Below are 20,819 nucleotides of genomic sequence, written 5' to 3'. Positions count from 1 at the left end.
TCCAGGAATGCTGTTGATCGCGTTCACCACCTTGCGCCACCGCAGGATCTCCTTCGCCGCCGCCTTCGTGGCGCTCCTCGCGGGTGCGTCGATCGTCATGGCATGCGGCGGCATGTTGGAGAGCGGGTTGCGCGCCACTGGGGGTGACGCGCAGCGGCTGCGGATCCTGGCCGCGGTGTTCGGTGGGTGGACAACGCTCATCGTCGTGTCCGGCGTGTCGTCGATGATCGCGCTGACCGTCCAGCAACGGCACCGCGAGATCGCCCTGCTGCGGGCGATCGGCACAACACAGCGCCAGGCTCGGCGGATGATCCTGCTGGAGACCCTGGTCCTCGCGGTGCCAGCGACGGCCCTGGCGGTCGTCCCCGGCCACTTCCTCGGCCGGGCGCTGGTGACCCGGCTGGGCTCGGCCGAGTTCCGGCAGGGCTGGCTGCCGATGGTGGCCGGTGCCCTGGTCGCCCTGCTGGCAGCGGTGGGCGCCGGGTATATGGCCGGCCGGCGGGCCGGGAAGACGCCGGGCAGCGAACAGTTGGGCCGGGCGCGGATCGCCGTCGCGGTCGGGCTGATCGGGGTGGGGATCTCGCTCGGCGTGGTCACGGTTGTGGCGATGCGCGGCCCGTACACCGCGTCGACGGCAGGGCCGGCGTCGATCTGGGTCGCGCTGGGGCTTGCCCTGCTGGCACCGGGGATCGTGCGCCGGATCGCGGTCCTGCTGCCGGCCGACGGGTTGGTGGCGCAGCAGGCACGGACCCAGTTCCGGCAGCTGGCGTCGGTGGTCGCCCCGGTTGTTCTGGCCACCGGAATCGGCCTGGCGACGTTGTACATGCAGGCGACCGAGGACTCGGTGGGCCGGGCCGCGGACATGGGCCAGACCCTGGCGGTCGCCAACTACGCGGTCGTGTCGATGATCCTGGGGTTCGCCGCGCTCACGGTCGTGAACACGCTTGTGGCCGCGACCAGCCGGCGACGCGGCGAGTTCGGCCTGCTGCGGCTGGCCGGGTCGACGCGCAGTCAGGTGCTGCGGACTCTCGCGACGGAAGGCGTGCTGGTCGCGGTGGTCGGTGTGGCGTTGGGCGGCGTGGCGTCGCTGGCGACCGTGCTGCCGTTCAGCCTGGCGCGGGTGCAGTCGGTGGTACCCGCCGGGTCGCCGTGGATCCTGGTGGCCGTGATCGGCGCGGCCGGCGCGGTCACCCTCGGCGCCACGCTGTGGTCGACGTGGCTGGCCACGCGGACCCGCCCGATCACCGCCGTCGCGCGCGTGATCTAGTGAGTTTCGCCTGCTCATGCGACAGTTGTGGGCATGAGCGACGACCGCAACGTGCTGGGCGGCGACCTCGAGGAGTGCGGCACCGACCCGGTGACCGGCTTCTATCGGGACGGCTGCTGCAACACCGGGCCGGAGGACGTGGGCAGCCACACCGTGTGCGCCGTGGTGACCGGCGAGTTCCTGCAGCACCAGCGGGAGATCGGCAACGACCTGGCGACACCGCGGCCGGAGCTGGGATTCGCCGGGCTGCGGCCGGGCGACCGCTGGTGCGTGTGCGCGTCCCGGTGGATGCAGTCCTATGAGGCCGGGGTCGCCGCACCCGTCATCCTGGCCGCCACCCACTCGCGGGCGCTGGAGGTCGTCCCGATCGAGGCGCTGCGCGAGCACGCCGTCGACGTTCCAGCCGACCCCAGCTCACTGACCTAGTAGTTTGGCCTTCGTGGCCGCCCTGCTGACCGTCACCGACCTCGCCAAGTCCTACGGCGACGTCCCGATCCTGACCTCGGTGACCTTCGAACTCCACAGTGCACAGGCGCTGGCCCTGACCGGCCCGAACGGCTCGGGCAAGACCACACTGCTGAAATGCGTCGCCGGCGCCGACCTGCCCGACTCCGGCGAGGTCCGGCTGAACGGCGAACCGTTCACCGAGAGCGACCCCAAGGCACGGGCGGCAATCGCGTGCGCACTGGACGACGCCGACTTCTTCCCGGAGCTGTCCGTGGCCGAGCACCTGGAACTCTTCGCCCGCGCGCACGGCATGCCCGAGCCCAAAGCCGTGGTCGACGACGTGGTGGCCGAACTGGATTTGACGGACCAACGGGACCAACTGCCCGTCACCCTGTCCAGCGGCCAGCGGCGGCGCCTCACCCTGGGCGCGTGCCTGGTCCGGCCGCGCCGCCTGCTGATCCTGGACGAGCCCGAACAGCGCCTGGACAGCGCCGGCCGCGACTGGCTGGCCCGCCGCCTGACCGACGAGAAAGCCAACGGCACCGCGATCCTGCTGGCAACGCACAGCGAGGAGTTGACCGACGCGGTGGCCGACTACGAGATCGACCTCGGCGAGTGATAGCCACCGGGGCGCGATGCCCGCGTTCTCGGCGAGCGACAGCTACTGGAAGCCGACACCCCTGTTCTCGGCGAGCGACAGCCACCCGGGCCCAACACCCCCGCTCTCGGCAAATGACAGCCACTGGCGGCCGACGCCCGTGTTCTCGGCAAATGACAACTACCGGCGCCCGGCGCCCCCGTCCTCGACGACTGATAGCCACCGACGCCCGACACCCCCGCTCTCGACGACTGATAGCCACCGGGGCCCGACACCCGCGTTCTCGGCGAGGCACCGCTGCTGGCGCCCGATGCCCGCGTTGTCCACCGTCGCCACCCGCCAGCCGTTCCGGGGGCGGCCTCCGGCCCCCGGTTTCCACTGTACGCAAGGGGTCTGACAGTTTTGGTGTGGTGAGGGTGCGTTGTCCACAGGTCTCGATGTGAGTGTGCGGTCGGTTCGGGCGGAGATCCGGCGGATGCGGCGGGGGCATCGGTCGGGTCGGCGGCTGGCTCGGGCTGGCGACGTCTACATGGTCGCGCTGGGTGTTTTCATCTATGGCGGGATCGCGATCCAGGCTGTGCGCCGGTTGGTGGCGCGGCCGCCGACTGGGCCGGCGATCCACAACCTGCCTGTGGCGCAATGGCTTCTGCTTGGGTGCGCGGTGGTGGCGCTTGGGCTTGTCGTCCGCGGGTTGTTGGCGTTCGGGCCGGTGGTGGCGAGTGGGGCGTTCCATTTCTGGTTGCTGGCCACCCCGCTGAACCGTCGGGGGTTGCTGTCGCGGCGGTTCTGGTGGACGGCCATCGCCGGGACGTTGCTCGGCGCGCTTGTCGGTCTCGGCGCGGCCGCGTTGCTGCGGGCAGACCTGCCGGGCAAGCTGATCAGCACCGCGGGTGGTGCCGCGCTCGTCCTCGGGGCCGTCGCGTTGAGCGTGGCGTTGCAGGCCAAGGCGAAGAACGGGCGAGCGGTCTCGGCGGCGCTCGCGGTAGTTGGTCTGCTCGTGCTCACGATGGCCGTCTTCGTCACGCCGCCGCTGCTCGACCCGCCCGTCGCGGTCGTCGCCGCCGTCGTCATCCCTGTCTACGCGATCGCTCACACGTACCGCGCGCTCGGCACGTTGACGAGATCCGCGTTGGCGACGGGCGCCGAGATGCTGTCCGTCACCAAGGCGGCGATGTCGTGGATGGACATCACGATGTTCGCCGGCATCATGACCGTCCGCAAGTGGCGCGGTGTCGGCCGGGTGAGATCCCGTTCGCTCGGCGGAACACGTTACGGCGCAATGCTTTCCGCCGACGTACGCCGGCTTTCCCGGAACCGGGGCCGCATTCTGGCCTGGGCGGGGTTGTTGCTGGCGCCGTACGCGGCCGTGCGGGTGCTGCCCGACCTGATCGTTCCGGCCGTGCAACTGGTGGCGGCCACCGCCGCGGTGAGTCCCCTCGCCACTGGGTTGCGCAACGTCTGCCGCTCCCCCGGGCTGCGCCGGAGCCTCGGCGGAACGGACGCCGGCCTGCGGCTGGTGCACCTGGCGGTGCCCGCGGTGCTCGCACTCGTATGGACCGCATTGACGTTGCCGGCCGCTAGCACAGTGGCCACTGTGCTGGCGCCTGTGGGGGCAGTGGCGTACACGTATCGACGGGCCACGGCACCGCCCGTCGACTACGACTGGACGGCCGTTGACTCACCGTTCGGCTTGGTACCGCCCAACATGCTCCGGCAGCTTCTGCGTGGCCCGCTGCTGCTCGTGCTGTTGGTGGGGCTGCAGCTGAACCTGTAGCACCAACAGCAGCGCGACCAGCATCGCCGACGCGAGCACCCAGAAGGCGACGACTGTCCCCTCCCGCAAGAGAAAGGGCAGGTACGAGAACGCGGACGCGAACTGCACCAACACCGGCACCGGCCACAGTCGACGCGGATGGTAGAACGCGACGATCACGGAAAGCACATCGGCCAAGTAGAAATACCGCTCATGCATGGCAGGCAGGAAGAACGGGATCAGAATCGCGAACACGCATCCAAGCAGGACGACCCGCGACACTGTCAGCCTAGGCCGCCCCCAGACCGCGAACGCGATCAGCGCGACCACGAGCACGGCGGTGATCAGCACCCCGGCGGTCCGGATGGCGCCTGTGTCCGTGCCGAAGTCGAAGAACTGGTACACGTTGGCCGCGTTCAGCGTCAGCCGCGAGTACTCGCCGACCTGGTTGGTGTACACAGTCAACAGGTCAGCGGGGTTGGCTCCGACGAGCAGCGCTGGAATGTCGAGCGCGAGCACGACGCCTGGCACCGCCAGCAGAGCGGGCCAGGGTATCTTCCGTGCCAACGCCAGAACTGCTAGCACTGGCAGCAAAAATACAATCTGCAGCTTGACTGCCAGTGCCAGCCCGAAGAACACACACGCCAGCCACGGCCGGGACCGGACCGCGTAGTACAGGCCGCCAAGCCCGAACGCGGCGTAGATCGAGTCGCACTGGGCCCACATCGACCCATTCATCACGACCGTCGGCAGCAGCGCCACAACCGCCGCGGCGGCGAACGGGATCCAGCCGCGCGGATACTTCAACGCCACCAGCTTGTAGGTGTAGAACGCCAGGAGCAGGTCGAAGAGCACGGAGATCGTCTTGATCCCGGCGAGCGCGGGCACAGGCAGGTACGTGAGCAAGGCGATCAGGTACAGGTACGGCACGTTGTAGTCGGCGAACTGGTAGCGCAAGGCGCTGAAGCCGCCGTTGGCCTTGACGAAGTCGTACCACTGGGCGGAGAACGCCCGGTAGTCGCCGGACTGGAACGGATACAGCTCGACCCTGATCACCACGGCCAACACCACAACAGGGGCCGCAACCAGGATCTTGCCCGTCTTCGTCACGGCTCCACCTGACCAGCCGCAACCCAGCGCTGGCTGTGCGGCACCTGAAAGGTCGCTGAGTGCGCTATCGTGGTCGCACCGCCGCCACCGGACGTTCCCCAAGGAGAACGATGCCTGCCTCCGGTGCCCGCAAATGGCTGTTGTCCACCGCCGTCCTGTCCACCGCCGTCCTGATCGCGAGCAGTGCTCCCGCCGCTGCCGCTCCCGCCACCTTCACCCACCCCGGTGTGCTGGTCAGCCGCGCCCAGTTGGATTTCGTGCGCGGCCGCGTCAACGCCAACGCCCAGCCGTGGCTGGACGCGTACCACCAGATGATCGCCAGTCCGTACGCGTCGCTGAACCGGACGCCGTCCCCACGGGCCGTCGTCGAATGCGGTCCGGTGTCCAACCCGAACCTCGGCTGTACCGACGAGCGGGAAGACGCCATCGCCGCGTACACCGACGCGCTCGCCTGGTACATCACCAGGAACACGGCGTACGCCCAGAAGGCGATCCAGATCATGGACGCCTGGTCGGCGACGATCAGGGACCACACCAACTCCAACGCGCCCCTGCAGACCGGCTGGTCGGCGGCCTCATGGACGCGAGCGGCCGAGATCGTCAGGTACGCGTACGGCGCCTGGCCGAACGCCGGCCGGTTCGCGACCATGCTGCGGAACGTGTACCTGCCGAAGATCGTGAACGGCAGCACCAACAACGGCAACTGGGAACTGGTCATGCTGGAGGCCAGCCTCGGCATCGCCGTGTTCACTGAGGACCGCGCGACCTACGACAAGGTCGTCGCTCGCTACCGGCTGCGGGTGCCGGCGTACGTGTACCTGAACAGCGACGGCGGCCAGCCCAGGACCATCCCGGGCACCGGCCGCGACACGCGCGCCCAACTCGTCGCCTACTGGCAGGGGCAGAGCACGTTCAGCGGCTTCGAAGGCCTCACCCAGGAGACGTGCCGCGACTTCACGCACACCGGCTACGGCATCGCCTCGATCGCGGACTTCGCGGAGACCACCCGGATCCAGGGCCAGGACCTGTACCCGGAAATCGCGGACCGGCTGCGGACGGCACTGGGCTTCCAGGCCAAGTACGAGCTGGGCGCGGCGGTGCCGTCGAACCTGTGCGGCGGCACGGTTCACCGCGGCCTCGGCCCGGTCACCGAGGTCGGCTTCAACGAGCTGACCACGCGGATGGGCCTACAGATGCCGAGCACCCAGCAGTACACGACGTCCCATCGTCCACAAGGGACGAACAACCTGTTCGTGGCCTGGCAGACGTTGACGCACGCGCAGAACCAGTTCTAGGTCATTCGAAGGCGGTGTCGGGTCCGTTGCGGGCCAACGCGGCGAGCACGTCGACCGCGGCGGTCAGGACGTCGAGCGGTGGGGACGACAGCGCCAGCCGGACGGCGTTCGGCGCGTGTCCCGGCACGACCGCGAAGGCCGCCGCGGGGGTCAGCGCGATGCCCCGTCTTCCCGCGGCGGCCACGAAGGTCTCGGCGCGCCACGCCTCCGGCAGTTCCCACCACACGTGGTAGGCGCCCGGGTCGCCGATCAGTTCGGGGATCCGGGCGCGCGCGATCTCCTGCCGCGCGACGGCATCCGCGCGTTTCAGGGCGGCGATCCGGACGACTGTGCCGTCGGTGAACCAGGTGGTCCCGGCCTGGAGCGGGTAGTGCTGCGCAGCCCATCCCCCGGCCCGTACGGCGGCCGCCACTCTGTCTACAAGCGACGGTGGGGCGATGGCGAATCCCACGGTCAGCCCGGGAGCCAACCGTTTCGACAGACTGTCGACGACAATCGTGCGCGACGGATCCAGTGGCGACGTCTCCCGCAGGAAGCTGTAGATACCGTCCTCGATCGCGTGGATGTCCAGATCCCGCAACGCTTCCGCCAGCTCCGCCCGGCGAGTGTCGGACATCGTTGTGCCCAGCGGGTTGTGCAACGTCGGCTGCACGTACACCGCCTGCACTCTGGCCGTGCGCAGAGTGTCGACGATGAGCCCGTCTTCGTCCATCGGCAGCGGCACAAGCGTCACGCCGAGCCGCGCGGCGACGGCTTTCACCACGGGATACGTGATGGCCTCGACCCCAAGCCGGCCACCCACCGGCACCAGAGCCGCGACGGACGCGGCGACGGCCTGCCTTCCGTTGCCCGTGAACACGATCTGCTCCGGGCCCGGCTGCCACCCGCCGCGCGCGAGGCCCGTCGCGGCGGCTGCTCTCGCCGCCGGCGTCCCGGTGACGCCGACCGGCAGCAGCACCTCCGATGTCAGCCGCTGCAGGCTCGCCGCCTGCGCCGCCGCCTGGCCCGGCAGGACCGAGAAGTTGAGCTCCAGGTCGACCCGGGCCGACGCGGGCTCGGCCAGCGCCTGCTCCACGACCCGACCGGCGCGGATGAACGTGCCCCGGCCGACCTCGCCCACGGCCAGCCCGCGCCGGACCAGCTCGCTGTAGACGCGGGCGGCGGTCGAGTTGGCGATCCCGCGCTGGCGGGCGAACCGCCGCTGCGGCGGCAGCTGGTCGCCCGGCCGCAGCCGGCCGGCGGCGATGTCGGTCGCGAGACTGTCCGCGATCAGCCGGTAGTCGTCCAAGATTGCTCCGAGAGCATTGTTTCTATTGCACCGAGATAGTGCACTCGCTAGCGTCGGGGTGTCAAGAGGAGGCAGCATGCACATCGCCTACGACGACAAAGGCACAGGTCAGGCCCTTGTCCTCGTCCACGGGCACCCGTTCGACCGCACCATGTGGCGCCCGCAGCTGGACCGCTTCAGCCAGACGCACCGGGTGATCGTCCCCGACCTGCGCGGCTACGGCGAAAGCCCGGTGGTGCCCGGCACGTTCGACATGTTCGCCCGGGACATCAAGGACCTGCTGGACCGGCTCGGGGTCGACGAGGTCGTCATGGGCGGACTGTCCATGGGCGGCCAGATCGCCATGGAGTTCCACCGGCTGTTCCCCACCCGGCTGCGCGCCTGGCTGCTGGCGGATACGTTCCCCGGTGTGGACACCCCGGACGGCCGCCAGTTCCGCTACGACACGGCCGACCGCCTGGAGCAGGAAGGCATGGCCGGGTACGCGGACGAGGTGATCTGGAAGATGGTCTCACCCCGCAACGAGCACGCGGCTGCGCATGTGTTGCGCATGATGCGTGACGCGCCTCCGCTTGGTGCCGCGGCCGCGCTACGGGCAAGGGCGGAGCGGCCGGACTACGTGCACATGCTCACCCAGGTTCGCATCCCGACCTTGATCGTCGCGGGCTCGGAGGACTCGTACACGCCGGTCAGCGTGGCCGAGGAGATGCACGGGCTGATCGCCGGGTCCGAACTGGCGGTCATCGAAGGCGCCGCGCACCTGCCCAACCTGGAGCGGCAGACTGAGTTCGACCACAGGTTCCAGCGATTCCTCGACACGGTGGGATAGATGAGCAACGACAAGATCGCGTTCGTGACAGGGGCCAGCACCGGCTTCGGGGCGGCGATCGCCCGACGGTTCACGGCGGAAGGCATCCGCGTGGTCGCCCTGGCCCGGCGAGCCGACAAACTCCGCGAGCTGAAGTCCTCCCTCGGCGACCTCGTGCACGTCGTCGAACTGGACGTGCAGGACCGGGCCGCGGTCCAGTCGGCCGTCGACGGACTGCCGGCCGACTTCGCCGAGATCGACATCCTGGTGAACAACGCCGGCCTCGCGCTGGGCCTGGAACCGGCCCACCGGGCGGACCTGGACCAATGGCAGCAGATGATCGACACCAACTGCACCGGCCTGGTCTACTGCACCCACACCATCCTGCCCGGAATGGTGTCCCGGGGCCGAGGGCACGTGATCAACCTGGGCTCGGCGGCGGGCACGTACCCGTACCCTGGCGGGAACGTCTACGGCGCCACCAAGGCGTTCGTCCACCAGTTCAGCCTGAACCTGCGCAGTGACCTGCACGGCACGGGCGTGCGCGTGACCAACATCGAGCCAGGTCTCGCGGGCGGCACCGAGTTCTCCCTGGTCCGGTTCTCCGGCGACCAGGCGAAAGCGGACGCGGTGTACGGCGGTGTCCAGCCGTTGACCGCCGAGGACATCGCCGAATCGGTCTACTGGGTGACCGCGCAGCCGGCGCACGTGAACATCAACGTGATCGAGATGATGCCGGTCACCCAGAGCTTCGCCCCCTTCCAGATCGCGCGAGACTAGGCGGGGCAACGGGATCAGCCGAAAGGCCGCCGGAAGCCAGCCGTTGGCAGGCAAAATCGCCCCAGCCGGATCCACGCGTAGCGCCGGAGATGTGTTCGGCGATGCCCGGCAGGGGGACAGGACGGCTGTCCCGTCCGATGCCTTGGGAGGGCGGATGTCCCGGTTGTCCAGATGGGCGGCGGTCGTCGTCGCAGTCACCTTGACCGTGTTCGGCGCGCCGGCGGCCGTGGCGGATCCCCAGCCGTGGAGCGTGGTCAACTCGCCGACCGACGGCATGCGTGCCGAGGTGGGTGAGACGGTGCTGATCACTGGGTTCTCGTACCTGGGCGAGGGCACCCCGGCGGACAGGGCCGAGCTGACCTTCGACGACGGCGCGACCTGGATCGAGCTCGACGACGGGGGACAGTGGCGCTACCCGCTCACCCCGACCGAGCCCGGCGACATCACGTTCCGCGTCCGGGCCTGGTACCAGGGCATGGTCGGCGGCACGACTGCGCCACGCACTCTGCACGTCGGCACATCCGGCTCCCTGCCACCGGTCGAATGCCGGTTCGGGTGCACGTTCCACGTACTGCAGTCCCCGCAGGACGACACCGATACGCAGGCGGTGGAGCTGGGTGTGCGGTTCGCGGTCGACCGGCCAGGCCGCCTCAGCGAAGTCAGGTTCGAACGCGGGGCGTACCGCGGCCCGGTCACCGTCCGGATCTGGGGACCGGACGGCACGTTGCTGCACGAACAGGTCGAGCCGGTGCCGAACGGCGGCATCACGCTCGCGACGATCAACCCACCGCTGCCTGTGCAGCCAGGCGTCGACTACGTGGCCTCGTACTACACGCCCGCAGGCGGCTATCGCTCGCAGGAGAACTACTTCACCGGTTCCCTGCTGGAAGCACCGTTCATCGTGCACGCCGACGCGGGTGTCTACCACTACGGGGACGGCGGCGGGTTCCCCACCGACTCGTGGAACCACAGCACCTACACCGTGCAGCCGTTCTTCGTGTTCTGACGGGGCTTCAGCGCGGGATCGGGATCGTCGGGTCCCGATCCAGCGGGTAGTCGATCGCTTCGGCGAGGTCGTGCGGGAGTGAGTCGCGGTCGATGCCGACCCGGACCAGCAGTTCCCGAACCTGTTGGGGGCTGGTTCGGGCCAGCAGGTCCACGATGCCGGCGCGCAGTCGGCCGAGGCGGCGTGCGAAGCGGTCGACGTCCACCGGCCGCTTCGAGCGCATGTCGTGCCAGCTCTCCTTGTACGCGCGGGCCCAGGCGGTCACCTTGACCAGGTCGAGGAGTGTCGTGCCGGCGCTTTCCCGGTGGATGTCGACGAACTCGGTGCCGTCCAGCGGGTGCGGCCATTTCAGGTGGTAGTCCGCGCCGGAGGGGGTGGTGTAGACCCAGATGAAGACGTCTTGGTCGTCGTCCAGGGTGCGGATGACCACGGAGTTCCGGGGCAGTTCGTAGGCTTCCTCGATCTGCCGGACCGCGGCCATCACCTTGCTGGAGTGCCGGCCGTGGATGTGTCCGCACCAGCCCTGCGGCGTGACCAGCGGATCCAGGGACGTTCCGGGCAACGGGCCGTCTTCGGCCGCGATCGCGTAGTCCCACACGGCCCGCAGGTCGTCGCACATCCGTTGGTAACTGTCCGACACTCCTTGATTATGACGCGGCGACGACCTGGACATCGTGGGGCTGGTCGGGGGCGGCGAACTTCAGCAGCTGGGCGCCTTCCCGTTCCAGCGCCCTGGTGTCCTTTTTGGTCAACTTGCCGAACGGGTGGATCACCAGCGTGCCGCCGGTGACCGTCCACCTGCCGGCGGTGAACCCGTCGGTCAGGAAGAACCTGGGCAGGACGCCGTTCGCCGGCTTGGCCAGGTCGAGCCAGGCCCGGGTGACGACCCGGGTCCGGTCGTGGTGGGACAGCAGGAGGTTGTCGAAGTCGTACAGGAACCTCGGCGGCGCCGGGGTGTCCTGCGGCGGCCGGGGAGCGTCCGGCAGGTCGAACAGCTCGCGGCCGTCCTCGGCTTCGAACGTCACCAGCCGCGGCCGCAGCCGGGTGAACACCTCCCCGAGTTTGGTCAGGCCGGACCAGGTCTGGGCGTCCTTCACGGTCGCCGGGCCGAACGCGGCCAGGTAACGCAGGACCATCTCGTCGACGGACGGCGACGGGTCGACGGATTTGCCGAGCCAGTTCTCGACCGACGTGTGGGCCGCGAGCCCGCTGCCGCCCCACAGGCCGCGCGGCGGGACCTGGACGAGCGGCACATGCGCCCGGACGGCCTGCGCCAGGTTGGCGGGGTCGTGGGCGGGCCAACGTTCGGCCAGCTGACGACCCAGCTCACTGAAGATCATCGGCTTGGCGTCCAGCAGCGCCCGCCCGGCCGCGACCACGTCCGCCAGGTCGGCATCCGGCACCATCGGCCGCCGCACACCCACGACCTGCACGAGCGGCCGGAGAAACAGCGCGTCCCTGGCCGTGACCAGGTGGATCGTCGAACGCATCAACGACATCCGGACCACTGACCGGTCCTCAAGCAGCGCGGACAGCTCACGGGGATCGAAGCCGGCAAGACGGCTCCACATGCCGTGATACCAGGTGGTCGCGGTCTGCGCCTGCAGGCCGACCAGGCGCTCCAGCGCGTCCGTCAGTGTCATCTCGGACCGGCGCAGCAGGAGCTGACGGTCGAGGGTCGCGCGGTTGAGCGCCTTCAGGGAGATCTTCGCGGCCATGACCCGAACCCTACGGCGAATTCCGGCCGGTTCCTGGCCTCAATGCCGGAACCGTGGTAGACACTGTCTACAACGTGAACTCTAGGTTACCGGGATCTGAATGCGATACAAAGCTGAGCGCTTCGTCGCCCTGGGCGACAGCTGCACCGAAGGCATCGACGACCCCTACCCACAGGGCGGTGTCTACCGGGGCTGGGCCGACCTGGTCGCCGACCGCCTCGCCGCGGACAACCCCGACTTCCGGTACGCCAACCTGGGCATCCGGGGCCGTCGGCTGGACCAGATCATCGCCGAGCAGATCCCGGCCGCCACCGAGCTGCGGCCCGACCTGGTCGCGTTGTTCGGCGGCGGCAACGACATCATGTCGCGCGGCTGGACCGAGCGAACCGTGGCCCGGCGCGTCGACCACGCGATCAAGGCGCTGACCTCGCTCGCTCCCACGGTCGTCGTCTTCACGTTGAGCGACGTGTCCCAGCGGATGCCCTTCGGCTGGCGCATGCGTCCCCGCATCGAGGCGTTGAACGCGTCGATCCGTGAGGCGGCGGTCAGCTACGGCGCCGTGCTCGTGGACCTCTGGCCGGACCCCGCCGTGCAGGACCTGCGCTACTTCGGCCCGGACCGCCTGCACCTGGCCGAGCACGGCCACCGCCGGCTCGCCGCGCACCTGCTGGGCAGCTTGGGCGTCCCGCACGACGAGTCCTGGCTGGAGCCGTTGCCCGGCAAACCGGCGCCGCTGACCATGACCGCGCACGCCCGCTGGCTGTACCAGCAGGTGTGGCCGGTCGTCCGCGGCCGGATCCGCAACCGCCTCATCGGCCGTCAACCCGGCGACGGGATCCTGCCGAAACGCCCGGAGCTGCTGCCGGTATGCCAGACGGTACCCGGCAACGCCTGATCGCCCGCGCGCTCGCCCTGCTGGCCGACGAAGGCGTCGAGGCCGTCACCCTGCGGCGGGTGGCCAGGGATGTCGGTGTGTCGCACGGCGCGCCGTTGCGGCACTTCCCGAACCGGGCCGCCCTGCTGTCCGCCATGGCCGCGACCGGTTTCAGCATGCTGTCCGAACGGATGGCCGCGGGCGGGCTGCGGGCCACCTGTCAGTCCTATATGGACTTCGCACGGGCGGAACCGGCGTTGTACGCGCTGATGTTCCAGCTGGATCCGATGAACACGACAGTGTTCGGGCAGTTCCGGGCCAGGGTCCCCGCCGAGGTGGCCGCCGCGCCGCTGTGGGCGTCGCTGTACGGCCTGGTGCACATGCGCCTGGCGGACTCGCTGGACGACATGTTGGACGTCCACCTGCACTGATCGCTATCGTGTGCACGTGACGGCCGTACCCGAAACAGTGCAACCGCGGCATCTCATCGTGACCGTGTACGGCCTCTACGCACGGGAGACCGGCGGGTGGATGTCGGTCGCCCGGATCATCAGCCTGCTGGCCGACCTGAACGTCGACGAACCGGCCGTACGCAGCTCCATCTCGCGGCTCAAACGCCGGGGAATGCTTGAGCCGGTACGGAAGTCCGTGGCCGGGTACCAACTGTCCACTGAGGCCGAGGCGATCCTCCGCGAGGGCGACCACCGGATCTTCCAGCGGGACCGGGCCACGCTCGCCGACGGCTGGCTACTGGCCGTGTTCTCGGTGCCGGAGTCCGAACGCTACAAACGGCACCTGCTGCGCACGCAGCTCACCAGGCTCGGGTTCGGCACGACCACACCGGGCGTGTGGATCGCACCGGCCAACCTGCGGGACACCACCGAGGACATGTTGCGGCGCTTGGACTTGGCCCGGTACGCCGACCTGTTCCACAGTGATCACCTCGCGTTCGGCGACCTGCGGACGAAGATCCGGCTGTGGTGGGACCTGGACCAATTGGAACGGCTTTACGAGGACTTCGTGCGCGCGCACAGCAGGCGCAGGCCACGCACCGACCGCGAGGCGTTCGCCGACTACGTGCGTCTGCTCACCGACTGGCGCCGGCTGCCGTACCTGGATCCGGGGCTGCCCAAGGAAGTCCTGCCGCCGCGGTGGATCGGGATCCGGGCGGCGGACACGTTCTTCACGCTTCAGGCCCAGTTGGCCGAGCGGGCCAAACGACACGCCGTGATGACTTCGTGACGAACCCGGATGTATCTGACCGCCACAATCGTGCACCTGTGGTACAGCGACCCGAGTGGGGAGAAGCTACATGGTGGTCAAGTTCGTCCAGTGCGATGTCGAGCCCTTCGGCCCGGACGACGGGAGTGCGGCACCTGAGGTGCCCCAACATCTATTGGCCAGGCACGGCGCCCGGGTCCTGAACCCGATCGAGGCCGTGGTGGCGCCGACCGAACCGACGCCGCGGTCCACCGCGTACCGGATCGGCACGATCCTCGTCCCCCAGGACGTCGCGCGGGACCGGGACAAGGTCACCCGGATCAACAAGGTGCTCGCCGAGCAGCTGAACCTGGAACTGGTCGACGCGGAGAAGGAGCACTGCGTCAAGGGGCCACGCCCGGTGGCCGTCCGGACACGCAAAGACGCCGGCACACCGGTCAAGGTCGACGGCTGGCAGTGCCTGCAGGTGCTGCGCGCACACGACGCCACCAAGGACTTCGCCGGCGACCTTTCCGTGGAGCACCTGCTGTTCGGCACTGTCGACATCGGAGGGACGCCGTGGGAGGCCAGCGGCGCCCCGACCGGCGGCGGCTACGTCCGGACCGGCACGACCGGGCGGATCCCGGTGGCGCTGTTCACGCCCCCGCCGCCGCGCCAGGACCTGGACCGCCGCCCGGTGATCGCCATCCTGGACACCGGCATCGGCCCGAACGACTGGTTCGACCTGCCCGACCGGGAGAACCCGCCGGCGCCGGACGGGTTCCTGCAGGTGTTCCCCGAGGTGCAGGACGCCATCCGCACCCAGGAGGAGACGACCGCCGACATCACGCCGACACAGGTCCTGCGGGACTACTGGGACGCGCCGGTCACGGACAACCCGCTGGTCGGCGAGGTGGACAAGGACACCGGCCACGGCACGTTCATCGCCGGCATCATCCGCCAGGTCGCGCCGGACGCGAACGTGCTGTCGATCCGTGTCCTGCACAGCGACGGCGTGGCGTACGAAGGCGACGTGCTGCTCGCGTTGTGGCGCCTGGTCGAACGGGTCGAGAACGCGCAGAACGGCGGCGACCCGGAGGACATGGTCGACGTCGTGTCCCTGTCGCTGGGCTACTTCGACGAGACCGCGGACCCGCAGGGCTTCACGGGTCACCTGGTCGAGGTCATCGACCGGCTGCGGGAGCTGGGTGTCCTCGTCGTGGCCGCGGCCGGCAACGACGCCACCACGAGACGGTTCTACCCGGCCGCGCTGGCCGAACGGCCGGAGAACGGCCTGGGCGCGCAGGTGTTGAGCGTGGGCGCGTTGAACCCCAACACCACCAAGGCGGTGTTCTCCAACGAGGCGCCGTGGGTGCGGTCCTGGGCCACGGGAGCCGCGGTGGTCAGCACGTTCCCCAAGGACGTACAGGGTTCCGTGACCGCAGACCTGGAACCAGCCGCCGACCGGGCGTCGCTGGACGCGGACGACTACCGTGCCGGGTTCGCGGTCTGGGACGGCACGTCGTTCGCGGCGCCGCTGGCCGCCGCGGAGATCACCGCCGCGCTGATCCGCGTGGCCCGGAAGGACCCGTCGCTCGGGTTGAAGGCCGTGGACAGGACGACGGCGGCGCAGCGGGTGCGGATGGCGTTACAGGAAGCTGATGGGTGACATGCCGGACACCTCGCTGCACCACGCCCGGATCGCGGACCTGCTGGAAGCCGCGCGCGACGGTGACAACAAGAGCCTGGGTGAGCTGGTGGACGAGCTCACCCCGTTGCTCTGGCATATCGCCCGTGGGCAGGGACTGGACCGGGACACCAGCAGCGACATCGTGCAGACGGCCTGGCTGAAGCTGCTCGGGTCGCTGCGCGAGATCCGGACGCCGGTGGCGTTGACCAGCTGGCTGGTCACCGTCACCCGGCGGGAGGCGTGGCGGGTGCGCAACGCCGGCCGGATGGAGCTGCCCGCCAAGGACGTGCTGTTCGCCGACCTGCCGGACGCCGCGCCGACCCCGGAGGAGCAGCGGGTCACCCAGGAGCGCAGGCGGATGCTGTGGCACGCGGTCGGCCAGCTTTCCGAGCGCTGCCAGCAGTTGCTGCGGATCATCGCGTTCACCCGCCGGCCGGACTACGACGTGGTCAGTGTCGCCCTCGGCATGCCGCGGGGCAGCATCGGCCCGACCCGCGGCCGGTGCCTGGCCAAGCTCCGTGACGTCCTGCACCCGGACTTCCGCTGATGAGAGGGGAAGTGCTGTGACCTCGCCGGACGAGCCCATGGACGAGCTGGACACCGCCGTCCTGGCCGGCGTCAGGGACATGTGGACCGCGGTCGACCCGATGCCGTCGGCCTTGGTCGACCAGATCAAGTTCGCGGTCGAACTGGAGAACGTGGACCTCGAGGTGATGCGGCTGACCGAGCTGAGCGAGCCCGCGTTGGCCAGGGGTGACGAACAGTCACGGCTGATCACGTTCGACAGCGAGTCGTTGACGATCATGGTGAGCATCCGGCAGAACCAGGACGGCACGATCCGGGTGGACGGCTGGCTGACCCCGGCCGGCTGCCACCCGATCGAGCTGCGCACCGAACGCACCGACGGCACCCAGATGGCCACAGTGTCCGATGAGGACGGCCGGTTCGTGCTGGACACGGTTCAGCCGGGGTTCGCGCAGCTGGTGGTCCGGCCGGACGGCACGACCAGGACCGTGACGACACCGGCCATCTCTCTCTGATCTACTTGGCGCGTGTCGCTCGACCGTGTCCTGGCCCTGCACCAGCGGGGCTTGGACGCGCTCAACCGCGGCCGGCCCCTGCTTGGTGCGCGTGCCCTGCGGGCCGGCCTGAAACTAGTGCCCGCCGACGAGCCGGCGATGGCCGTCCGGCTGCTGAACAGTCTCGCCGCCGCCGAGGCCGCGTTGGGCAACACCGAGCGTGGCTTCGCGTTGCTCGACGAGGCCGAAGCGAAGGCCACGCCGGCCACCAGGGGCTTGTTGTTGCAGCAACGTGGGTTGTTGCTGGTGCTCGTGGGCCGGATGGGCGACGCGTTGACGTGCCTGGACCAGGCGATCCCGTTGCTGCGCCGGGAACGCACTGTGCTGGCCAGGACGCTGCTGAACCGGGCGATGCTGCACCAGATCGCCGGGCGGGTGACGCCCGCGTTGGCCGATCTGGACCGGTGTGAACGGCTCGGCCGTGAGCTGGAGTTGCCGCGCCTGGTGGCCAAGGCGATCCACGGCCGCGGCTCGTGTGAGCTGCTGGCCGGGAACATTCCCGCCGCGCTGCGGGATTTCGACAGCGCACGCGCGCTGTACGAGAAGTACGCGGACGGCATGCTCGCCGTGGTCGCGGTCGAACGCGCCAGGGCGTTGCTGGCAGCGGGCCTGCATCGGGATGCAGCGACCGAGCTGGACTTCGCGTTGGACGCGTTCCCCCGGATCCGGATGGACCAGGAGCACGCCGAGGCCCAGCTGACCCGTGCCCACGCCGCCCTCGCCGCCGACGACCTGGCCGCGGCGCGGACCTGGGCCAACCGGGCGGAGGGGCGGTTTCGGCGGCGTGGCAACGAAACCTGGGCCGCGGTGGCCGCCGCGACCCGGGTCCGGGCGGAGTTCGCCGCCGGGAAACGCCTCGGTGCCGTCGCCACGCACGCGGCGGTGCTCGCCGAACGGTTGGGCAAGCTCGGCCTGGACAACGACGCCGAGGCCGCGGGTCTGGTGGCCGCGCGGGCGTACATCCAGCGTGACGACCTGGCCGCCGCCCGCGACCACATCCGAACCCGCAGCGGCTCAAAGTCGTTGCTGGAGACCAGGTTGATGCGGCACCTCGCGTTGGCCGAACTGGGCGCGGCCGCCGGCGACCGGACCGCGACTTTCACGCATGCCCGCGCCGGCCTGGCCGCGTTGCGGGACCATCGCAGCCGGATCGGCAGCCTGGACCTGCGGACCAGCACGACCGTACTCGGCCGTGAGCTGGCGACCGCCGGCCTGACGGCGGCGTTGGACCACGGTGGCCCGGCCGAGGTGTTCGGCTGGCTGGAACGGTCCCGCGCGCAGGCGTTCCGGTTCGAGCCGGTCCGCCCGCCCGCCGACTCCGCGACCGTCGAGGCCGTCGCCGAGCTGCGGCAGCTGGCCCACCAGGTCCGGGTGGCCGAACTCGGCGGCCGGCCGGACCCCGAGGCCCGGCGGCGATGTGCCCAACTGGAACGGGAGATCCGGGCGCGTGGCTGGCAGGCCGAAGGCACCGGAGTACACGACACCGAAGCGTCGTTCGCGAACGTCCGTGCCGCTCTCGGCACCGACACCGTCATGATCAGCTACGCGTCCGCGCACGGCCGGCTGTGCGCCCTCGTGGTCACGTCCCAACGGGCACGGTTGGTGCGACTTGGTTCGCTGGCAACGGTTTCCGAGTCGTTGGCGAAGTTGCACAGCGACCTGAACGCGTTGTGCGGCCGGACCCTGCCGACCGCCCTGGACCGGGTGATCCGGACCTCGGTGGGCCGTCAAGTGGCCGCGCTCACCTCCGAGTTGGTGGCGCCACTGCGGCCGTTGATCGGCGACTCGGACGTGGTGGTCGTGCCCACCGGGTCACTGTCGTCCGTGCCATGGAATCTGTTGCCGGACATGGCCGGCCGACCGGTCACCGTGTCACCGTCCGCCTCCACCTGGCTCGCGAGACGCGGAACCTCACTGGCATCACCCACCCGTTGGCTGCTTGTGGCCGGCCCGGACCTGGCGCACGCCCACGACGAAGTGCGTCAACTGGCAAAGGTGTACGGCGACGGCGCGGTCCTGATGGGTCCAAACGCGACAGTCCACTCCACACTGACGGCCCTGGACGGCTGCACCACAGCGCATTTCGCCACCCACGGCCACCACGAACGCGAGAACGTCCTGTTCTCCCGGCTGGACCTGATCGACGGCCCCCTGATGGCGTACGACATCCATCAACTGCACGCGGCGCCCACCCACGTCGTGCTGTCGTCGTGCGACGTCGGCCGGACCGTGGTCCGTAGCGGCGACGAAATCCTCGGCTTCACAGCCGCCCTGCTCTACAGCGGCACGAAGACCGTGGTGTCCAGCGTGGCGTCGGTCGACGACGACGCAGCCGTCGGCGTGATGACCGCGTACCACCGCGGCTTGGTCAATGGCCTACCCCCAGCCCGTGCCCTCGCGGATGCCACCACTACCCAGCCTTTGATGCCGTTCGTGTGCTTCGGCTCCTCCTAGTAGCGGAAGATGGCGAATGGCCGGTTGGTGACAACAGACCAGCTTCCCGGCACGGACCGCTTTGGACTCGTTACTCTGTCCGAGTGCGACGACGACAAGTCCTCCGACTCATCCAGACCGCCAGCGCCCTCGCGGTTGTCGCCGCATTGACCTCGGCGTGCACGCTGGCGGTTACCGGCAACGCGCTTGGGTCCGAAGTGGACCAAGGTTCCGCGACGTCCTATCGCAGCCAGATCGTAGACGACGTTGGTCCACCTGGAACGGCGGCCAAGATGCTGGGCGCCTTCGACCGTTACCGTCAGTACGATCCATGCGGCTTCCTCGACGAGGCGGCGATCAACGCGGTGGGCGTACCCGCTCACTTCGGCAATTCGTACCGTTCGATCAGCGAGTGCGAGGTCGATTTCGCGCCGGCAGCCACACCCAAGGGCATCAACCGGATCACCGCTTCGGTCGAACAAACCATCGGAGCGGACAAGTCGATACAGATCGCGGGCCACACCGGCACCGAGCATCCGGGTCTTCGGTGCGCGATCAGCTTGCCCATCGTGCCACTGGTCAGCGAAGTGTCGGTGGCGCTGGTCTACACCATCCATTCGAAGCAGGACGCCTGTGCGGAACTGGAGGCGATCGCCAACGCCTCCGTGCCCCACCTGGATCCGCCCATGCCACGCACCCCGTCAGGCAGGTCCCCACTGACCAAGGCGGCGAAGCTCGACCCCTGCGCCGCTTTGGGCATGTTCGTGCCGGGCCACAAGTTCCAGCCAGGCAACATGCAGATGTACAGCTGCGACGTGTCACTGGACAAGCGCGACAGCACCGACTCGACCCGCCAGGTCATCGACTTTCGTTACATTTCACGCAAATCCGCACGGGGCGACATGATGCCGGGTTCGCACGCCGTGACGATCGACGGTGTCCCCGGCAGCCAGCAGGACGACGATCCGAGCAACAACAACTACTGCACGATCGACGCGTTCGTCGGAATGGAGAACCCGGTCCCCGGCTACTCCGACGGACCGCTGCAGTTGATCGACGACATCCGCGTTTCCGGACAGCACTGCGCAACGTTGATGGCCACCGCCATCACCGCCGTAAAGGCTTACAAAGCCGGGTAGTGACGGCAACATCGCCGCGACACCTCCTGGCGGCCGCGTCGGGGATCGCGGTAGCGCCCCGGCCGAGCCGACGGAGTGCAGGCAGAGTGGTGGGGGTGCAGGTCGAGCGCAAGCGGGGTGTTGGTTGGGTGCGCGCGCCTAGCGCATAGGTGCGCCTGGCGTGTTCTCTCTCCCGACCGACCTGGGCGAAGCCCAACCACGCGTGTCAAGAGGTCCGCCTGCGCGACCCAACCCCGAGACAATGCCGCGTAGTTAGTGATTTTGCTGGTGGGGCAAGGCGGGTGAAGTTCAAGATCGACAGGACAGCGGGACTCCTTGTAGAACTGGTGATCTT

20 protein-coding genes are annotated in these 20,819 nt (G+C 69.4%); 16 read left to right on the top strand and 4 right to left on the bottom strand.

Going from position 1 to position 20,819, the window contains the following annotated elements; all coding sequences use genetic code 11:
• The first annotated feature begins 7 nt into the window (after positions 1–7).
• The 4 genes from EV192_RS43470 (at position 8) to EV192_RS43455 (ending at position 4,086) form a co-directional block, all read left to right on the top strand.
• Positions 8–1,267: an FtsX-like permease family protein gene (locus tag EV192_RS43470; protein ID WP_132124612.1), complete on the top strand. Its 1,260-nt coding sequence runs from the start codon at positions 8–10 to the stop codon at positions 1,265–1,267.
• Positions 1,268–1,300: 33 nt separating this feature from the next.
• The gene (locus EV192_RS43465) at positions 1,301–1,693 is read left to right on the top strand and encodes a DUF2237 family protein (protein WP_132124611.1); all 393 of its coding nucleotides are present in this window, start codon (positions 1,301–1,303) and stop codon (positions 1,691–1,693) included.
• A 13-nt stretch (positions 1,694–1,706) separates the two neighbouring features.
• Positions 1,707–2,333, top strand: coding sequence for a heme ABC exporter ATP-binding protein CcmA (ccmA, locus tag EV192_RS43460; protein WP_132124610.1), 627 nt, complete (start codon positions 1,707–1,709; stop codon positions 2,331–2,333).
• 418 nt (positions 2,334–2,751) lie between these two features.
• Complete coding sequence (locus tag EV192_RS43455) at positions 2,752–4,086, top strand: DUF6297 family protein (RefSeq protein WP_132124609.1); 1,335 nt, start codon at positions 2,752–2,754, stop codon at positions 4,084–4,086.
• On the opposite strand, the gene EV192_RS43450 is transcribed toward EV192_RS43455, so the two are convergent.
• Positions 3,991–5,175, bottom strand: a complete 1,185-nt coding sequence (locus EV192_RS43450; RefSeq protein WP_165960916.1) for a glycosyltransferase 87 family protein — start codon at positions 5,173–5,175, stop codon at positions 3,991–3,993. The genes EV192_RS43455 and EV192_RS43450 overlap by 96 nt on opposite strands.
• Positions 5,176–5,285: 110 nt before the next feature.
• Here EV192_RS43450 and EV192_RS43445 point away from each other — a divergent pair, with 110 nt between their 5' ends.
• On the top strand, positions 5,286–6,470 hold the full coding sequence (locus EV192_RS43445) for an alginate lyase family protein (protein ID WP_132124607.1): 1,185 nt from the start codon (positions 5,286–5,288) through the stop codon (positions 6,468–6,470).
• A gap of 1 nt (position 6,471) precedes the next feature.
• On the opposite strand, the gene EV192_RS43440 is transcribed toward EV192_RS43445, so the two are convergent.
• Positions 6,472–7,758, bottom strand: coding sequence for an aminotransferase-like domain-containing protein (locus tag EV192_RS43440; protein ID WP_207926688.1), 1,287 nt, complete (start codon positions 7,756–7,758; stop codon positions 6,472–6,474).
• A gap of 76 nt (positions 7,759–7,834) precedes the next feature.
• Here EV192_RS43440 and EV192_RS43435 point away from each other — a divergent pair, with 76 nt between their 5' ends.
• From EV192_RS43435 to EV192_RS43425, 3 genes are all read left to right on the top strand, one after another.
• Positions 7,835–8,587 carry an alpha/beta fold hydrolase gene (locus tag EV192_RS43435; protein ID WP_132124605.1) on the top strand — a complete coding sequence of 251 codons (753 nt, stop codon included), beginning with the start codon at positions 7,835–7,837 and terminating at the stop codon, positions 8,585–8,587.
• Entirely contained in the window at positions 8,588–9,346 is a 759-nt protein-coding gene (locus tag EV192_RS43430) for an SDR family oxidoreductase (protein ID WP_132124604.1), read from the top strand.
• A gap of 154 nt (positions 9,347–9,500) precedes the next feature.
• Complete coding sequence (locus EV192_RS43425) at positions 9,501–10,352, top strand: DUF4082 domain-containing protein (RefSeq protein ID WP_132124603.1); 852 nt, start codon at positions 9,501–9,503, stop codon at positions 10,350–10,352.
• A 7-nt stretch (positions 10,353–10,359) separates the two neighbouring features.
• On the opposite strand, the gene EV192_RS43420 is transcribed toward EV192_RS43425, so the two are convergent.
• The gene (locus EV192_RS43420) at positions 10,360–10,992 is read right to left on the bottom strand and encodes a hypothetical protein (protein ID WP_132124602.1); all 633 of its coding nucleotides are present in this window, start codon (positions 10,990–10,992) and stop codon (positions 10,360–10,362) included.
• Positions 10,993–10,999: 7 nt separating this feature from the next.
• Positions 11,000–12,070, bottom strand: coding sequence for a winged helix DNA-binding domain-containing protein (locus EV192_RS43415; RefSeq protein WP_132124601.1), 1,071 nt, complete (start codon positions 12,068–12,070; stop codon positions 11,000–11,002).
• 100 nt (positions 12,071–12,170) lie between these two features.
• Here EV192_RS43415 and EV192_RS43410 point away from each other — a divergent pair, with 100 nt between their 5' ends.
• The 8 genes from EV192_RS43410 to EV192_RS43375 all read left to right on the top strand — a co-directional run bounded on the left by EV192_RS43410 (position 12,171) and on the right by EV192_RS43375 (position 20,485).
• A complete protein-coding gene (locus EV192_RS43410) occupies positions 12,171–12,965 on the top strand; it encodes an SGNH/GDSL hydrolase family protein (RefSeq protein ID WP_132124600.1) in 795 nt (264 codons plus the stop codon).
• On the top strand, positions 12,938–13,375 hold the full coding sequence (locus tag EV192_RS43405; RefSeq protein WP_132124599.1) for a TetR/AcrR family transcriptional regulator: 438 nt from the start codon (positions 12,938–12,940) through the stop codon (positions 13,373–13,375). The genes EV192_RS43410 and EV192_RS43405 overlap by 28 nt, the downstream gene beginning before the upstream one ends.
• Before the next feature lie 16 nt (positions 13,376–13,391).
• Positions 13,392–14,186, top strand: coding sequence for a PaaX family transcriptional regulator (locus EV192_RS43400; protein WP_243727445.1), 795 nt, complete (start codon positions 13,392–13,394; stop codon positions 14,184–14,186).
• Between the two features lie 70 nt (positions 14,187–14,256).
• Positions 14,257–15,813, top strand: a complete 1,557-nt coding sequence (locus EV192_RS43395) for a S8 family peptidase (protein ID WP_132124598.1) — start codon at positions 14,257–14,259, stop codon at positions 15,811–15,813.
• Complete coding sequence (locus EV192_RS43390; RefSeq protein WP_243727444.1) at positions 15,806–16,381, top strand: RNA polymerase sigma factor; 576 nt, start codon at positions 15,806–15,808, stop codon at positions 16,379–16,381. The genes EV192_RS43395 and EV192_RS43390 overlap by 8 nt, the downstream gene beginning before the upstream one ends.
• 16 nt (positions 16,382–16,397) lie before the next feature.
• On the top strand, positions 16,398–16,874 hold the full coding sequence (locus tag EV192_RS43385; RefSeq protein WP_243727443.1) for a hypothetical protein: 477 nt from the start codon (positions 16,398–16,400) through the stop codon (positions 16,872–16,874).
• A 12-nt stretch (positions 16,875–16,886) separates the two neighbouring features.
• The gene (locus EV192_RS43380) at positions 16,887–19,367 is read left to right on the top strand and encodes a CHAT domain-containing protein (RefSeq protein WP_132124597.1); all 2,481 of its coding nucleotides are present in this window, start codon (positions 16,887–16,889) and stop codon (positions 19,365–19,367) included.
• Positions 19,368–19,450: 83 nt separating this feature from the next.
• Positions 19,451–20,485 carry a hypothetical protein gene (locus tag EV192_RS43375; protein ID WP_132124596.1) on the top strand — a complete coding sequence of 345 codons (1,035 nt, stop codon included), beginning with the start codon at positions 19,451–19,453 and terminating at the stop codon, positions 20,483–20,485.
• The last annotated feature ends 334 nt before the right edge of the window (positions 20,486–20,819 follow it).

The sequence above is a fragment of the Actinocrispum wychmicini genome, from assembly GCF_004345645.1.
GTDB classification, from domain to species: Bacteria; Actinomycetota; Actinomycetes; order Mycobacteriales; family Pseudonocardiaceae; genus Kibdelosporangium; species Kibdelosporangium wychmicini.
The sequence above is the reverse complement of the archived record's forward strand: the minus strand, read 5'-3'. Positions and strand labels throughout refer to the sequence as shown.

Coding starts and splice junctions, on each gene's coding strand:
- EV192_RS43435 (WP_132124605.1), top strand. CDS start 7,835: ATGCACATCGCCTACGACGACAAAGGCACAGGTCAGGCCCTTGTCCTC.
- EV192_RS43395 (WP_132124598.1), top strand. CDS start 14,257: ATGGTGGTCAAGTTCGTCCAGTGCGATGTCGAGCCCTTCGGCCCGGAC.
- EV192_RS43415 (WP_132124601.1), bottom strand. CDS start 12,070: ATGGCCGCGAAGATCTCCCTGAAGGCGCTCAACCGCGCGACCCTCGAC.
- EV192_RS43465 (WP_132124611.1), top strand. CDS start 1,301: ATGAGCGACGACCGCAACGTGCTGGGCGGCGACCTCGAGGAGTGCGGC.
- EV192_RS43410 (WP_132124600.1), top strand. CDS start 12,171: ATGCGATACAAAGCTGAGCGCTTCGTCGCCCTGGGCGACAGCTGCACC.
- EV192_RS43470 (WP_132124612.1), top strand. CDS start 8: ATGCTGTTGATCGCGTTCACCACCTTGCGCCACCGCAGGATCTCCTTC.
- EV192_RS43430 (WP_132124604.1), top strand. CDS start 8,588: ATGAGCAACGACAAGATCGCGTTCGTGACAGGGGCCAGCACCGGCTTC.
- EV192_RS43445 (WP_132124607.1), top strand. CDS start 5,286: ATGCCTGCCTCCGGTGCCCGCAAATGGCTGTTGTCCACCGCCGTCCTG.
- EV192_RS43405 (WP_132124599.1), top strand. CDS start 12,938: ATGCCAGACGGTACCCGGCAACGCCTGATCGCCCGCGCGCTCGCCCTG.
- EV192_RS43425 (WP_132124603.1), top strand. CDS start 9,501: ATGTCCCGGTTGTCCAGATGGGCGGCGGTCGTCGTCGCAGTCACCTTG.
- EV192_RS43390 (WP_243727444.1), top strand. CDS start 15,806: ATGGGTGACATGCCGGACACCTCGCTGCACCACGCCCGGATCGCGGAC.